Raw genomic sequence first — 13,686 nt, forward strand, 5'->3', positions numbered from 1 at the left:
ACTCCCCTGCTCTCTGTTTATCTTTTTCTATAGATTAAAAAATAACTCGTTAAAGCGCCTACGACTCCACCGATGAGCATACCAACGATATAACCAAATATGGAATTATCTGAAGAAAAACCAAACCATCCAAACCCTAGAACACCGAAGACAATGACCATAATCTGAATAGGTCTATCCATACTTGAGTAAAGGAAGAAGCGGCCATTTCTTTCAATTGGATGTTTTATAAAGCTAATTAAGCCAATTAGATAAAACAGAACCACCATGACAATAGGTATAATGATTTTTTCGCCTGAGAACCAAAGAGGATAATCAGATCGGAAAGGTTCATCTATAATATAGTTGATTGGAGATATAGGCGATATCAAATAAGCGAAGCTCTTATCTAACCAACTCCCACTTGTCTTTATAATAAAATCTACATGAACAAGCGGTAATCCGATCACTAAAAAGGGTAAAATAGCTGTGCTGAACCCAACGATTGCTTGCGAAATGGAACTTCCGGTTAAAGTACCCGCTGCAAAAAACAAACTATAAAACATCAAAGAGGACACAAGCGAAATGATATAACCGTTATGAAAGCCTGGTGTCTCTAGTGGATTAAGTCCTAAAATAAGTAAATAAGTAAGAACATAAGAAACGGCATGAGCGACTGCAATGATTCCAGCACCTAAGAAAAACTTTGTGTGATAGATTGTACTCCTGCTAAATGGTAAGGATAAGGTAAAATCCATCTGCCCTTTATTTCTCTCAAATCCAAGCTGCATGACAGCAAAGAAAATTCCCATTAGCCATGAAAGAGAGAGGAAAGGATCCGTCTTAAAGATATAAGAAAAACGTGGTGCATCCGTAATACAATCTGTATCATTTAGGCACGTTTGAAAAGAAGAATATTCCATTAAGAATGCGAAAGGCGTCGCAAGCGCAGCAACAAGCATCACTAAAATGAATGTCAGCTCAGATTGCTTCCACTCCTTATATAATAATTGCCGCTTTACCATCTGCGTTTCCCTCCAAACTTCGCAATGAATACTTCTTCTAAATTCACAGGCAGTTCATGCCATACTTTTGGCTTCAGTGACTTCAAGTACTCTTTAGCTTCTTCGTCGGTTTTTAGAACAAGCGCTGTATAGAAAACGCCCGCTTGATCCAAAATCGCAACGCCATTTTTTCGAATACTTAAGTTCATATCTTCTTCAAAGGCCATTTGGATTTTGACATAGTCATTCTTTAATTCATCTAAATCCATGACACTTGTGAGTTCATTTCCTTCTAAAAATCCAATTCGATTACACATACGCTCAATGTCCTCTAAGCGGTGAGATGTAATTAAAATCGTTGTTTGTCGTTCTGCCACCTCGTCAATCATCAGCTGAAGAACGTCATTTCTTGTGACGGCATCAATACCATCAGTCGGCTCATCTAATAAAATGACCGCTGGTTTGATGGCAAAGCTTAAAATTAATGACAGCTGTTTCTTTAACCCTGTCGACAATTCACGATACTTCACTTTTTCCGGAATTTCATAGCGGTTCACAAGCTCATTGGCATAGGTCACGTCAAACTTTGGATATATATGCTTTAACAGCTGGACAAGCTGTCCGTAATTGTATCTGTCAAAGTAAGGATTCACGACTGGCATGAATACAATATTTTGCTTTACTAAAGGGTGGTCTTTCACCAGTACGTCTTTAAAATAAATCTCTCCTTCATCCGGAAGAAGAATTTGCTGAATCAATCTGAGAAGTGTTGTTTTCCCAGAGCCATTCCGACCAAGCAGACCGAAGATCTCACCTTCGCCTATTTTGAAGGAAACGTCGCTGAGTACTTCGCGTCCATTTAATTTCTTCGATACATTTCTGACCTCAATCAACTTGTTTTCCTCCTTTTAGACTTGAGCCGATCTCTTCCAGCCATTCCTTAAGCTGATGAATATCAATACCAGCATGATGAGCTTCTATGATGAGTTGTCTTAACTGTTCTTTCATCTCGAGCACCTTCCCTTCATTCAGCTTTAACTGAGCACCTTCTGTTACATACGTACCGCGGCCCCGCAGAGTTTCAATAATCCCTTCCCGCTCTAGCTCTTTATACGCTTTGCTGACGGTGTTTGGATTGGCAATAATAATGGTGGCGAGCTCTCTGACAGAGGGCAGTTTGTCACCTGGCTTCATCACGCCTTTTAAACATAAAATTTTGAGCTGCTCAATGATTTGTTCATATATTGGCGCAGCGCTTCTTGGATCTATTTGAATCATGATGACTCCCTCTTTCCTCATTCATGCTTTTGCAGTCCTATCGCTTGATCATGTCCTTGCATTAAAGGAACTGAATTGGGTATCAAATCTTTTTGAACTTCAAAACCAATGAAAACAAGAACGAAAAAAAATGTACATGCTAACGCAACAGCCAGCACCATCCACTTCAAATTGATTGGCTTTTTTTCTTTTTTCATGGTTGAACACCTTTCTTCACTTTTTAAGTGTCTGTAGTGTATTAGTTGATATAGTACACTTAATACAATAAAGACACCCGGTATAAAAGTCAATAGCTTATTAAAAAATAAAAAACAGACCCTTAAAAGAAGGATCTGTTCATCATTCATTATCGTAGGAAATCCCTAAAATCATTTGATTTTGCAAGCTCTGAATTTGAACACGCGCCCTGTCTAACCGTTCTCTTTGCTGGTCATTGGCGACATCTTTTAATTTTTCTAATTCGTTGACCGTATTCTCAAGCATGAGCTGTGCTTTTGAAAACTCTTCCTCATTATAATGTTCCTGACGTGAGCTCAAATCAAATTGTTCATTTGCAAACTCAAGGGTTTCCGTACTTTTTTGGATAAATTCATCGATCGACTGCCTTGTTGCCATCTTACATTCCCTCCATTTCATCATCGCTCCCGCCTATTTTGCCCATGTAACGCTTTTTCACTAAAGAAAATGTTGGACAGATTCAATTGTCCTCCTTCGTGATTTTTGTTAAACTTTAAGGATGCCTATTATTATGCAAGGAGGTTACTGACTTGGATCAGCATAACCCTTTTTTATATTCAAACAGCGAAAAACGTTATCACACGTGGAACTACCATTTGCGTGAACACTTTGGTCATAAAGTATTTAAAGTAGCCTTAGACGGCGGCTTTGACTGCCCAAACCGGGATGGTACTGTAGCCCACGGCGGCTGTACATTTTGCAGTGCCGCTGGATCTGGTGATTTTGCAGGAAACCGGGCTGATGATCTCATCACACAATTTAACGAAATCAAAGACCGGATGCATACAAAATGGAAAGACGGAAAATACATGGCGTATTTCCAGGCGTATACAAACACACACGCTCCGCTACCTGTCCTAAAAGAAAAATATGAAACCGTCATGAATCTGGATGGTGTCGTAGGTCTATCCATTGCAACAAGACCTGACTGTCTGCCGGATGACGTAGTGGAGTATTTAGCCGAATTAAACGAACGCACTTACCTGTGGGTAGAGCTTGGTCTTCAAACGGTACACGAACGGACAGCTATGCTCATCAACCGTGCTCATGATTATGAATGCTACGTTGAAGGTGTAGAAAAACTGAGAAAACACGGAATTCGTGTCTGCTCACATATCATCAATGGATTGCCTCTTGAAAATCGGGACATGATGATGGAAACAGCAAAAGCTGTTGCGGATTTAGATGTGCAGGGAATTAAAATTCATTTGCTTCACCTTTTAAAAGGGACTCCAATGGTCAAGCAATATGAAAAAGGAAAGCTTGAGTTTTTAAGCCAGGAGGAATATGTTCAGCTTGTTTGTGATCAGCTGGAGATTCTGCCGCCAGAAATGATAATTCACCGTATTACAGGCGACGGCCCAATTGAATTAATGGTTGGTCCAATGTGGAGTGTTAATAAGTGGGAAGTACTCAATGCCATTAATGCCGAGCTCGAAAGACGTAATAGCTACCAAGGGAAACGTTTCGTCAGATTGGAAGAAGCAGCCAAATGATTTTGAAACGCATGCTTCCTTTTAGTAAAGAGCTGTTAGAACGCGCTTGTCAAAAAGGCGACATCGTTATAGATGCAACAATGGGCAACGGCCACGATACACTCTATTTAGCTGACCTTGTAGGAACTGATGGACAAGTGTTTGCATTCGACGTCCAAGAGGAAGCCTTGCAGCAGACAAGCAAAAGGCTTGGCGGTCAATATCCTTACGTTCACCTCATCCATGATGGACATGAAAAACTGGCGGATCATCTTCCGAAGGATGTTTATGGACAAATATCCGGTGCAGTGTTTAACCTTGGGTATCTGCCCGGAGGCGATAAAGCCGTCACCACTCAGGCTCATACAACCATTGAAGCCATCAAGCAGCTCCTCGAATGGCTCAAACCCGGAGGTCTGATCGTCCTTGTGATCTACCACGGACATCCAGAAGGAAAAAGAGAAAAAGAAGTGCTTCTCGACTATTGCAGATCACTGCCTCATGAAGAGGTACAAGTTTTATCATATCAATACATGAATATTCAAAACGACCCGCCATTTGTGGTCGCCATTGAAAAAAAGCTCAAATCCTAATGGATTTGAGCTTTTTTATGATGATTTCATCCAAGGCATTTTCTGATAGGTCCGATAGGCTCTTCCGTTAATATAGAAAAAGAACGATGTTTTCCCGCTTGATTTGATCAGCCGCTTTGCCAGCTTGTTCATCTCTTTTTGGGCTGTCACTTTTTCATCGGACAAATAGACCGCCAGTAATCCTCTGTTAATCAATTTGTGAAAGTTTTCATGGGGAATACCTTTCAGCTGCTCATCCGCTTTTTCGATAAAATGCTGAAGTCTATCCATCATCTCATGATGAGAATCATAGTATGAGCAAAAGTTCAGATCTCCCCCAAGCCGGTCCTCTTCTTGGTCTATTAAATAATCGAGTAAAATGTGCAGACCTTGAATATAAGGGAAATAGCTTTCGTAAATTTGCTTCGCCTGCTTTTCTGTAAAATCAGGCTGCAGCGCATACGCCACAAGACAGAATATTCCTAACGTTGATCCCGCACAAGCTGAAAACTCATACCATTCCATCTTCGGCAAATCTTTTTCATATTGGCGGAACCATGACTCTAGCCGTGGTACACGCTCATGGGGAACGACGTGCTTATGTACTTGCAGGTCACTATAGTAATCACACAGCGTGTGTAAATATGGCTGAATGATCGGATAATGCCGAACGCGCGTAAGCACGTCTTGACATGTGCGGACAAGCGCATGTAAATATCCATGATCCTCTTGATCATCACGGAATTGATAGTATGGCTTGAGCTCAGCATGAATATCAAGCGCATCTCTCATCGCTTGATGCAGCATATGAAAATCTTTAGGATCAAGCGACGTGCTGCGGTCACATAGGTTATCTAAGTAGTCACTGATGGTTTGATACGCCACAATGAATTCAATACACGTTTCTTTCTCATCGCCTGCTAGAAGAGATAAAATGCCTCCGCCTTCACAGTGAAACGTTTTACTCGATATGCTCGCTAGTGCCTGCGTTCTCAGTTCTTCATTTTCAATCATTTCTGCATGAGCCCGCCACTTTTTCAGCTCCTGATGAACAAGCGGAAAAATATCTTTATACACCTTTGTCATCAGTGCAAAAGGACGCTCTGGTACTGACAAATCACTCCACCCCCAACTTAAAGCTCACAATCAAATATATTGATCTGTAAAGGCTCTTGCCGCCTTAAACACATCTTCTCTTTCTGGTTCATTAAAAATTTCGTGATACAGCTCTTCCCATTCACGGTATGATTTATTGGTTGATTCTATGCCATTGAACCATTTAATCACCCTCGTTTTATCGACGATCTTATCATCTCCCGCCTGCATTAAAAGGAGCGGGATCGATTTAAAGACATTCGTCGGCTGCATCGCCGCATCGATATTTTTGATCAGCTCTCGATACCAGCGAACTGAAACCTTTGTCACGTAAAGAGAGTCATTTGAGTCTGCCTCAATGACCGCCTGATTTCGTGTCGCTAGTTCAATCGACAGACCTGACTCCACTTTAAAAGACGGTGCCAGCACATTTAGACCTTTTGACGCAAAATCCATCAGCTTCTTCGGTTTAAATTGCAGACCTAAACAAGGTGATGATAAAATAAGGCCATTCAACTTCGTATGGGTATACTGCTTCATCCACTCAATTGAAATGAGTCCACCCATACTGTGTCCAAGTAAAAAAGTAGGAAGTCTGAATGATTTCGCATGTTCGATCCATTCATCGACTGTATCAATGTATTCTTGAAACGAACGAATGTGGCCTCGCGCACGTGTCGATGTGCCTTGTCCAGGCAAGTCACCCATGACGACGTGATAGCCTGCATTCCGCCACATTTCAATCAGCCATTTATATCGGCCGTGATATTCACTCGCACCATGTACAATGACAATTGTACCAACTGGTCTTTCAGCATGCCAAGTCCACAAAGTAAACACCTCACAAATGTTGTATTAAGAAAGGAAGTCGAAAAAGTGATTTATCCATATCATCAGTTTACACCTGAGATTCATGAATCGGTCTTTGTCGCAGATAACGCCACCATTACCGGTGATGTCACAATTGGAGAATATTCGAGCGTGTGGTTTCAAACCGTCATCAGAGGCGATGTTGCACCTGTGAGAATTGGAAAGAACGTCAACATTCAAGATTTATCGTGCCTGCATCAAAGTCCTGGAAAAACACTTCTTATTGAAGATGGTGCTACCATTGGACACCAAGTCACATTACATAGCTCAATCATTCGAAAAAATGCCCTCATTGGCATGGGGTCTATCATTCTCGATGGTGCGGAGATTGGCGAAGGCGCCTTTATCGGTGCAGGAAGTCTTGTCCCTCAAGGAAAGGTCATCCCAAAAGGATCACTCGCTTTTGGCCGTCCAGCCAAAGTCGTTCGGCTGTTAACAGATGAAGATATCCAAGACATGGACCGAATCCGCAGAGAATATGTAGAAAAAGGACAATACTATCGTTCCCTTTTATCTCGTTAACATCATACGTGTATCTTCACTTTATCATGTTTTTTTCAGGATATTAAGCAATAACTATGAACCGCTAGTTATTTTACCCTTATCCGCCACTTTCTATCATGACAAAAAAGGTTTTCAGCACAAAGCTGAAAACCTTTTTTCATTAACTGAAGATGACTTCTTTCGGTTGATGATTCAATTGCTCTGGATCAATACTGCGCTCGACATAAATGCTGTGCCAAATCATAAAGATTAGGACAGTCCAAATCTTACGGCTATGATCTGCTTTACCAGCACAATGTTCATTTAATAAATCAAGCACATACTCTTTATTAATATATTCGTCAGTTTGACTGTTTTTAATGATGTCTTTCGCCCAAGCGTTCATCTCATTTTTCAGCCAATGACGAATTGGAACAGGGAAGCCCAGCTTCTTGCGGTTTAACACATGGTCAGGCACAATGCCTTCTGCTGCTTTACGCAATAAATATTTCGTTGTGCCATCTTTTGTTTTCAGCTCTTCTGGAATTTTAGAAGCCGCTTCAAATACGACCTTATCAAGGAAAGGAACACGAAGCTCAAGAGAATTCGCCATTGTCATCTTATCTGCTTTCAGTAAGATGTCCCCACGCATCCACGTATGAATATCAACATATTGCATTTTGTTAATATCACTGTAGCCTGCACTTTCCTCGAAGTATGTCTTCGTCACATCACGATACGTAATGTTCGGATCATACTGCTTTAAGAGGGTTTTCTTTACTGGCTCTTCAAAGATTTTCGCATTACCGATATAACGCTCCTCTAATGGTGTACAGCCGCGGACGATAAAGCTTTTTCCTTTCATTCCCTCTGGCATTAAGCGCGCCAGACGAAGAAGAAGCTTTTTCAGCATAGATGGAACAGATTCAAATGGTTTAAGAGAAAGCGGCTCACGGTAAATATTATATCCACCGAACAGCTCGTCTGCTCCCTCACCAGAAAGAACGACCGTCACTTGTTTCTTCGCTTCCTTTGCCACAAAGTACAATGGAATCGCCGCCGGATCAGCTAAAGGATCATCTAAATGCCAAACAATTTTCGGAAGCTCATTCATATATTCCTCAGGAGAAATCACCGCGCTGAAGTTTTGTAAGCCAAGCTTATCAGCCGTTTCCTTCGCTACATCAACTTCACTAAAGCCATCCTGCTGGAAGCCAACAGAAAACGTCTTCAGCTCAGGATGAAATTCCTTTGCAACAGATACGATGAAAGAAGAATCGATACCACCTGATAGGAATGAACCAACAGGTACATCACTTCTCATATGAATTTTCACAGAATCATAGATTGCATCGCGGACTTCTTCAATCAGCTTTTGTTCTTGTGTTTGTTCAGGCTTGAATTGAACTTTCCAGTAAGTCTTAAATTCAATCTTCTGTCCTGGGCGTAAAGTAAACTGATGACCTGGCTCTACTTTGTGCACCTTTTGATCAAGTGTATTTGGCTCAGGTACGAACTGGAATGACATATACTGCTGTAAGGATGTCTCATCAAATAAAATGTTCTCGTTCACTGCCATCAAGCTTTTGCGTTCAGACGCAAAGTACACTTGCTCATCCATTTGTGTAAAATAAAGCGGTTTGATGCCAAAAGGATCTCTTGCGCCATATAATAATTGCGCTTCTTTATCCCAAATTAAAAATGCAAACATGCCGCGAAGCTTTGAAGCCGCTTCTTCTTTATAATGACGGTATGTGGCAAGAAGTACTTCCGTATCAGAATCTGTGCTGAACGTATAGCCTTTTTTCACAAGCTCTTCCTTCAGCTCCACATAGTTATAAATTTCTCCGTTGAAAATAATCCAAAACTTTTCATCTTCATAAGAAAGCGGCTGCTTTCCGTGCTCAACATCTATAATACTTAAACGTCTAAATCCAAATCCTACATGCTCATCATGAAAGTAACCCTCATCATCCGGACCACGATGAACGATGAGACGATTCATTTGTTTAATTAGCTCTTCCTGTTCAGTAGTTTCGGACAATGGACGGTGATTAAATACACCAACAAACCCACACATATTATTGCCTCCACGTTATGTTATTTCTTAAAAGTAGACCTATAATTAGACAGTATTTTGTCCGATTTTGTTTCACATTTTTTCGCTTTTTGCAGATTTTTTTTTAATCAAAAGGAAAACCGCTTAAAATAAGCGGTTTTTTATGTTGTTATTGTCCCAATGCTTCTTTGCGAAGTGTATCGGCTTTATCCGTTTTTTCCCACGGAAGATCTAAGTCGTGACGGCCGAAATGCCCGTATGCAGCTGTTTGTTTGTAGATCGGACGGCGCAGGTCAAGCATTTTAATAATGCCAGCTGGACGAAGATCAAAGTTTGCACGAACCACTTCAATTAATTTTTCTTCTGAAGCTTTTCCTGTTCCGAATGTATCAATTGAAATCGATACAGGCTGTGCAACACCAATTGCATAAGCAAGCTGTACTTCACAAGAATCTGCAAGGCCGGCAGCTACGATGTTTTTCGCTACGTAACGTGCAGCGTATGCCGCAGAACGGTCAACCTTCGTTGCATCCTTACCTGAGAAAGCACCGCCGCCATGACGAGCGTATCCGCCATACGTATCAACGATAATTTTACGTCCAGTTAAACCAGCATCCCCTTGAGGCCCACCGATCACGAAACGGCCAGTTGGGTTAATAAAGTATTTTGTCTGTTCATCAATCAGTTCACTTGGAACGACAGGACTGATGACATGCTCTTTTAAGTCACTTTGAATTTGTTCAAGCGTCACTTCTGGTGCATGCTGCGTAGAAATAACCACTGTGTCAATACGAACTGGTTTGTTTTGCTCATCATATTCAACTGTGACTTGTGTTTTTCCGTCTGGACGAAGGTATGCAAGTGTTTCATTCTTGCGTACTTCTGTTAAACGGCGAGATAATTTATGCGCTAGTGAAATTGGCAGCGGCATGAGCTCTTCGGTTTCGTTATTGGCAAAACCAAACATCAATCCTTGGTCACCTGCACCAATCGCATCAATTTCTTCTTCAGTCATTGTTCCTTCACGTGCTTCAAGCGCTTTGTCTACACCTTGCGCAATATCAGCAGACTGTTCATCAATTGATGTAAGTACCGCACATGTTTCCGCATCAAAACCATATTTCGCACGTGTGTAGCCAATTTCCTTAATTGTGTCACGCACCGTCTTTGGAATATCGACATAAGTAGACGTTGTAATTTCACCGCTTACTAATACGAGACCGGTTGTAACAGAAGTTTCACAGGCAACACGTGCATTTGGATCTTTCTTTAAAATTTCATCCAAAATGCTGTCTGAAATTTGGTCACAGATTTTATCCGGATGTCCTTCTGTCACTGATTCTGAAGTAAATAAACGACGATTTTGACTCATAATGGCTATTTCCTCCTGTACAAGACCACATCATCCCAAGATGAGGCCTCCAATATGATACGGAACTCGTTCCCTCTTATATTTGAAAACGTTTATATTAGAGATGTTATTGGCAATTTGTTCATATGATATCCCAAAAATAAAAAAACCATTTCCTTCATTGCGAGGAAAGGGTCTGAGATCGCATGCCTTTCACTCTTATCGCTCAAGGTGTTCTTGTACCTTGCATCAGGTTAGCACCTTGGTTTCTCAGCATTTTCATGCCTTTTTCATAAGAAACCGGTTGCTGGGCTTCATCGGGCCTGTCCCTCCACCAACTCGGGATAAGAGTATCCGTTCAATAAGATATCTTATCTTAAACCCTTGCGTCATGTCAATGCTTCATAAGAATTATCTCCCTCTTTTTTCTCCTCACCATTAGCATCACCAAAAAGCATATTTTCATAGCAGAAATGAAAAAACACACACAAAAATTTTTAAATAGTATAGACTATTATTATTAATGTGTTATACTAATCGAAACAAACAAATTCAACGGTAAAGGAAGGGTTTTTTTATGAACTCAGTGGATTTAAAAGAAGATTTGCAGTCATTGCTCTCATTAGAAAATACGCACCAAAACTTATCTGTTCCGAAACTTGTTGAAAAGATTTTGGCACGTAATGAAGGCGTTTTAACATCAACAGGAGCTGTCCGCGCCACAACTGGAGCCTACACAGGACGTTCGCCTAAAGATAAATTTATCGTCAAAGAAGAAAGCTCTGAACATAAAATCGATTGGGGTCAAGTAAACCAGCCGATCTCCAAAGAAGCATTTGACCGTTTATATACAAAGGTTGTGTCATACTTAAAAGAACGTGATGAACTATTCGTCTTTGAAGGGTTTGCAGGCGCTGATGAAAGATATCGTATGCCGATTACAGTTGTAAACGAATTCGCATGGCACAATCTTTTTGCCAAGCAGCTATTTATCAGACCTGACGGGTCAACACCTTCTTCAAACGAAAAACCTTTCACCATCTTATCTGCACCGCACTTTAAAGCAGATCCTGCAACAGATGGCACAAACTCTGAAACGTTTATCATCGTTTCTTTTGAAAAGCGCACCATTCTTATCGGTGGAACAGAATATGCAGGAGAAATGAAAAAGTCCATTTTCTCTGTGATGAACTACCTACTTCCTGAGCAAGACATTTTATCCATGCACTGCTCAGCAAACGTAGGTCAAGAAGGCGATGTGGCTCTATTCTTCGGACTTTCAGGTACTGGGAAAACGACGCTTTCTGCAAGCGCAAGCCGCAAGCTGATCGGAGACGATGAACACGGCTGGTCTGGCACAGGGGTCTTCAATATCGAGGGCGGATGCTATGCGAAATGTGTGAACTTAAGTGAAGAAAAAGAACCGCAGATCTACAAAGCGATCAGCTTCGGATCTGTTCTTGAGAACGTTGTGCTTGATGAAGAAACACGTGAAGCGGATTACGATGATACCTTCTTTACTGAAAATACACGCGCTGCTTACCCAATCGAAATGATTGATAACATCGTGAAACCAAGTATTGCAGGACATCCATCTGCTATTGTCTTTTTAACAGCTGATGCGTTTGGCGTCTTACCTCCAATCAGCCGTTTAACAAAAGAACAGGCAATGTACCATTTCTTGAGCGGGTACACAAGTAAATTAGCTGGAACTGAGCGAGGTGTCACATCACCAGAAACGACATTCTCTACTTGCTTCGGTTCACCATTCCTTCCACTTCCAGCTCACGTCTATGCTGAAATGCTTGGCAAAAAGATTGATGAGCACGGTGCAAAAGTATTCCTTGTGAATACAGGCTGGACTGGCGGAGGCTACGGTACAGGCAAACGAATGAATCTCGCTCATACAAGAGCAATGGTGCAGGCAGCAATCGAAGGTGACCTTGACAATGCCGAGATGATTACTGATGACATCTTTGGCTTACACATCCCGCTTCATATTCCTGGTGTACCAGATGAAGTGCTTCAACCTGCTAAAACATGGGATGACCAAGAGGCTTATCAAGAAAAAGCACACTTCCTTGCCAATGAATTTAAAAAGAACTTCCAAAAATTCAGCCACGCGGCAAGTGACATTGAAGCCAAAGGCGGACCACTCGTATAACCAAATGAAAAAAGCTGAGGAGATTCAATCCCTCAGCTTTTTTTAGTTTGTTGAATGCAATGACACAAGACGGTACGTCACCTTCGTGACATTGTCTGTCAGCTCCAGCTTTTCAACATGTGCTGTCCCAGTTTTTTCTCCGTCTTTCGTTTTGCGCACCTCAAGTGGAATATTTAACGGATAAATGCGGTATCCATCCTTCATGAGTTCAAATACATTTTCTTCAATTCTTGACTCTTTTCCCTTTGTGACAATCATTGTATTAAATTCAACAGGCATTCCCATAATGAAAATCCCCCTACTTTCTATATTTCGTTATACTGCTTATTTTACCACATTTCCGCTTTTTCGGCTGTGCATCCATGTGGTCAACCTTCTCACAATTTCTCGATTATGCTGCGGCGGGAAATAGTGGTTGTATCCGTGGAAATACCATGTCTCCACGGACTTTCCGTGCTGGCGCAGCGCATCTTCTAACAAATACGCATGCTCAATCGATACATTTTGATCTTCTTCTCCGTGGATGATAAGGACAGGTGCTTCAATTTTGTCCACATCATTTAAAGGGGTTCTGTTCTCATATGCCTCTGGCACCTTATGCGGCGGGCCGCCAATCACACGCTTCATCATCCGTCTCATATCCACACGCTCTTCATAAGTAAGTTTCATGTCACTGACGCCTCCCCATGTGACAAAGGAAGCCGCCTCCTGTTTCATTTCAACAGCGGTCCAAATGCCCATAATACCGCCTCGCGAAAAACCAAAGATATGAATGCGGTCCTTCTTCACTTTTTTGTGCTGTTTTAACAGCTGAAAGGCAGCGAACGCATCTTTTCGATCTTCTCCGGCAAAATCTTCGTTCCCTTCGCCTCCTTGGTTTCCTCGGTAAAAGGGAGCAAAGACGACAAAACCCTGCGCGGCAAATTGCACAATCCGGCCTGGTCTGACCATCCCCACATTTTTAATGCCGCCTCGTAAATACAAAAAGCCGTCGTAGAGACCTTCTCCGGCCGGCTCAGCGAGCAGCCCTTTCATCCGAAGTCCATCTGCCTCATAGGTCACTGTATATAAGTGAATATGCGGATGGGGCGACGGAAACCTTCTTTTTTCCACAATCAC

General features: G+C 41.6%; 15 protein-coding genes and 1 riboswitch. Of the genes, 4 read left to right on the forward strand and 11 right to left on the reverse strand.

What is annotated here, in order from left to right; all coding sequences use genetic code 11:
* Positions 1–17 precede the first annotated feature (17 nt).
* The 5 genes from EV579_RS09655 to EV579_RS09675 all read right to left on the reverse strand — a co-directional run bounded on the left by EV579_RS09655 (position 18) and on the right by EV579_RS09675 (position 2,876).
* Positions 18–1,004 carry an ABC transporter permease subunit gene (locus EV579_RS09655; RefSeq protein WP_024424898.1) on the reverse strand — a complete coding sequence of 329 codons (987 nt, stop codon included), beginning with the start codon at positions 1,002–1,004 and terminating at the stop codon, positions 18–20.
* Complete coding sequence (locus tag EV579_RS09660; RefSeq protein ID WP_024424899.1) at positions 998–1,876, reverse strand: ATP-binding cassette domain-containing protein; 879 nt, start codon at positions 1,874–1,876, stop codon at positions 998–1,000. The genes EV579_RS09655 and EV579_RS09660 overlap by 7 nt, the downstream gene beginning before the upstream one ends.
* Positions 1,869–2,261, reverse strand: coding sequence for a GntR family transcriptional regulator (locus EV579_RS09665; RefSeq protein ID WP_024424900.1), 393 nt, complete (start codon positions 2,259–2,261; stop codon positions 1,869–1,871). Before EV579_RS09665 ends, EV579_RS09660 begins: the two co-directional genes overlap by 8 nt.
* 17 nt (positions 2,262–2,278) lie before the next feature.
* Positions 2,279–2,458, reverse strand: a complete 180-nt coding sequence (locus EV579_RS09670; protein ID WP_024424901.1) for a hypothetical protein — start codon at positions 2,456–2,458, stop codon at positions 2,279–2,281.
* A gap of 142 nt (positions 2,459–2,600) precedes the next feature.
* Positions 2,601–2,876 (reverse strand): YtzC family protein, encoded by a 276-nt coding sequence (locus EV579_RS09675; RefSeq protein WP_024424902.1) that lies wholly within the window; start codon positions 2,874–2,876, stop codon positions 2,601–2,603.
* A gap of 152 nt (positions 2,877–3,028) precedes the next feature.
* Between EV579_RS09675 and mnmL the strand changes: the two genes are divergently transcribed.
* Positions 3,029–3,994: a tRNA modification radical SAM protein MnmL/YtqA gene (gene mnmL, locus EV579_RS09680; RefSeq protein WP_017358356.1), complete on the forward strand. Its 966-nt coding sequence runs from the start codon at positions 3,029–3,031 to the stop codon at positions 3,992–3,994.
* Positions 3,991–4,566 carry a tRNA 5-(aminomethyl)-2-thiouridylate-methyltransferase MnmM gene (gene mnmM / locus EV579_RS09685; RefSeq protein ID WP_133744332.1) on the forward strand — a complete coding sequence of 192 codons (576 nt, stop codon included), beginning with the start codon at positions 3,991–3,993 and terminating at the stop codon, positions 4,564–4,566. Before mnmL ends, mnmM begins: the two co-directional genes overlap by 4 nt.
* 15 nt (positions 4,567–4,581) lie before the next feature.
* Here the strand turns inward: mnmM and EV579_RS09690 are convergent, their stop codons facing one another.
* Together EV579_RS09690 and EV579_RS09695 are read right to left on the reverse strand one after the other, a co-directional pair.
* Entirely contained in the window at positions 4,582–5,661 is a 1,080-nt protein-coding gene (locus tag EV579_RS09690; RefSeq protein ID WP_025092387.1) for a tetraprenyl-beta-curcumene synthase family protein, read from the reverse strand.
* Between the two features lie 30 nt (positions 5,662–5,691).
* Positions 5,692–6,471, reverse strand: coding sequence for an alpha/beta hydrolase (locus EV579_RS09695; protein WP_024424906.1), 780 nt, complete (start codon positions 6,469–6,471; stop codon positions 5,692–5,694).
* A gap of 45 nt (positions 6,472–6,516) precedes the next feature.
* Here EV579_RS09695 and EV579_RS09700 point away from each other — a divergent pair, with 45 nt between their 5' ends.
* The gene (locus tag EV579_RS09700) at positions 6,517–7,032 is read left to right on the forward strand and encodes a gamma carbonic anhydrase (protein ID WP_024426216.1); all 516 of its coding nucleotides are present in this window, start codon (positions 6,517–6,519) and stop codon (positions 7,030–7,032) included.
* 142 nt (positions 7,033–7,174) lie between these two features.
* On the opposite strand, the gene asnB is transcribed toward EV579_RS09700, so the two are convergent.
* Together asnB and metK are read right to left on the reverse strand one after the other, a co-directional pair.
* Positions 7,175–9,073 carry an asparagine synthase (glutamine-hydrolyzing) gene (gene asnB, locus EV579_RS09705; RefSeq protein WP_133744333.1) on the reverse strand — a complete coding sequence of 633 codons (1,899 nt, stop codon included), beginning with the start codon at positions 9,071–9,073 and terminating at the stop codon, positions 7,175–7,177.
* A gap of 148 nt (positions 9,074–9,221) precedes the next feature.
* The gene (metK, locus tag EV579_RS09710) at positions 9,222–10,424 is read right to left on the reverse strand and encodes a methionine adenosyltransferase (RefSeq protein ID WP_024424909.1); all 1,203 of its coding nucleotides are present in this window, start codon (positions 10,422–10,424) and stop codon (positions 9,222–9,224) included.
* A 195-nt stretch (positions 10,425–10,619) separates the two neighbouring features.
* A riboswitch (SAM riboswitch) is annotated at positions 10,620–10,754 on the reverse strand.
* 226 nt (positions 10,755–10,980) lie between these two features.
* Here metK and pckA point away from each other — a divergent pair.
* On the forward strand, positions 10,981–12,567 hold the full coding sequence (pckA, locus tag EV579_RS09715; RefSeq protein ID WP_024424910.1) for a phosphoenolpyruvate carboxykinase (ATP): 1,587 nt from the start codon (positions 10,981–10,983) through the stop codon (positions 12,565–12,567).
* 42 nt (positions 12,568–12,609) lie between these two features.
* On the opposite strand, the gene EV579_RS09720 is transcribed toward pckA, so the two are convergent.
* Both EV579_RS09720 and EV579_RS09725 read right to left on the reverse strand, forming a co-directional pair.
* On the reverse strand, positions 12,610–12,852 hold the full coding sequence (locus EV579_RS09720) for a DUF2584 domain-containing protein (RefSeq protein ID WP_044332312.1): 243 nt from the start codon (positions 12,850–12,852) through the stop codon (positions 12,610–12,612).
* 39 nt (positions 12,853–12,891) lie between these two features.
* Positions 12,892–13,686 carry an alpha/beta hydrolase family protein gene (locus EV579_RS09725; protein ID WP_044332311.1) on the reverse strand — a complete coding sequence of 265 codons (795 nt, stop codon included), beginning with the start codon at positions 13,684–13,686 and terminating at the stop codon, positions 12,892–12,894.

The organism is Bacillus sp. BK450, assembly GCF_004364885.1.
Lineage (GTDB): Bacteria > Bacillota > Bacilli > Bacillales > Bacillaceae > Bacillus > Bacillus safensis.

Coding starts and splice junctions, on each gene's coding strand:
- pckA (WP_024424910.1), top strand. CDS start 10,981: ATGAACTCAGTGGATTTAAAAGAAGATTTGCAGTCATTGCTCTCATTA.
- EV579_RS09720 (WP_044332312.1), bottom strand. CDS start 12,852: ATGGGAATGCCTGTTGAATTTAATACAATGATTGTCACAAAGGGAAAA.
- EV579_RS09665 (WP_024424900.1), bottom strand. CDS start 2,261: ATGATTCAAATAGATCCAAGAAGCGCTGCGCCAATATATGAACAAATC.
- EV579_RS09675 (WP_024424902.1), bottom strand. CDS start 2,876: ATGGCAACAAGGCAGTCGATCGATGAATTTATCCAAAAAAGTACGGAA.
- asnB (WP_133744333.1), bottom strand. CDS start 9,073: ATGTGTGGGTTTGTTGGTGTATTTAATCACCGTCCATTGTCCGAAACT.
- EV579_RS09655 (WP_024424898.1), bottom strand. CDS start 1,004: ATGGTAAAGCGGCAATTATTATATAAGGAGTGGAAGCAATCTGAGCTG.
- mnmM (WP_133744332.1), top strand. CDS start 3,991: ATGATTTTGAAACGCATGCTTCCTTTTAGTAAAGAGCTGTTAGAACGC.
- metK (WP_024424909.1), bottom strand. CDS start 10,424: ATGAGTCAAAATCGTCGTTTATTTACTTCAGAATCAGTGACAGAAGGA.
- EV579_RS09670 (WP_024424901.1), bottom strand. CDS start 2,458: ATGAAAAAAGAAAAAAAGCCAATCAATTTGAAGTGGATGGTGCTGGCT.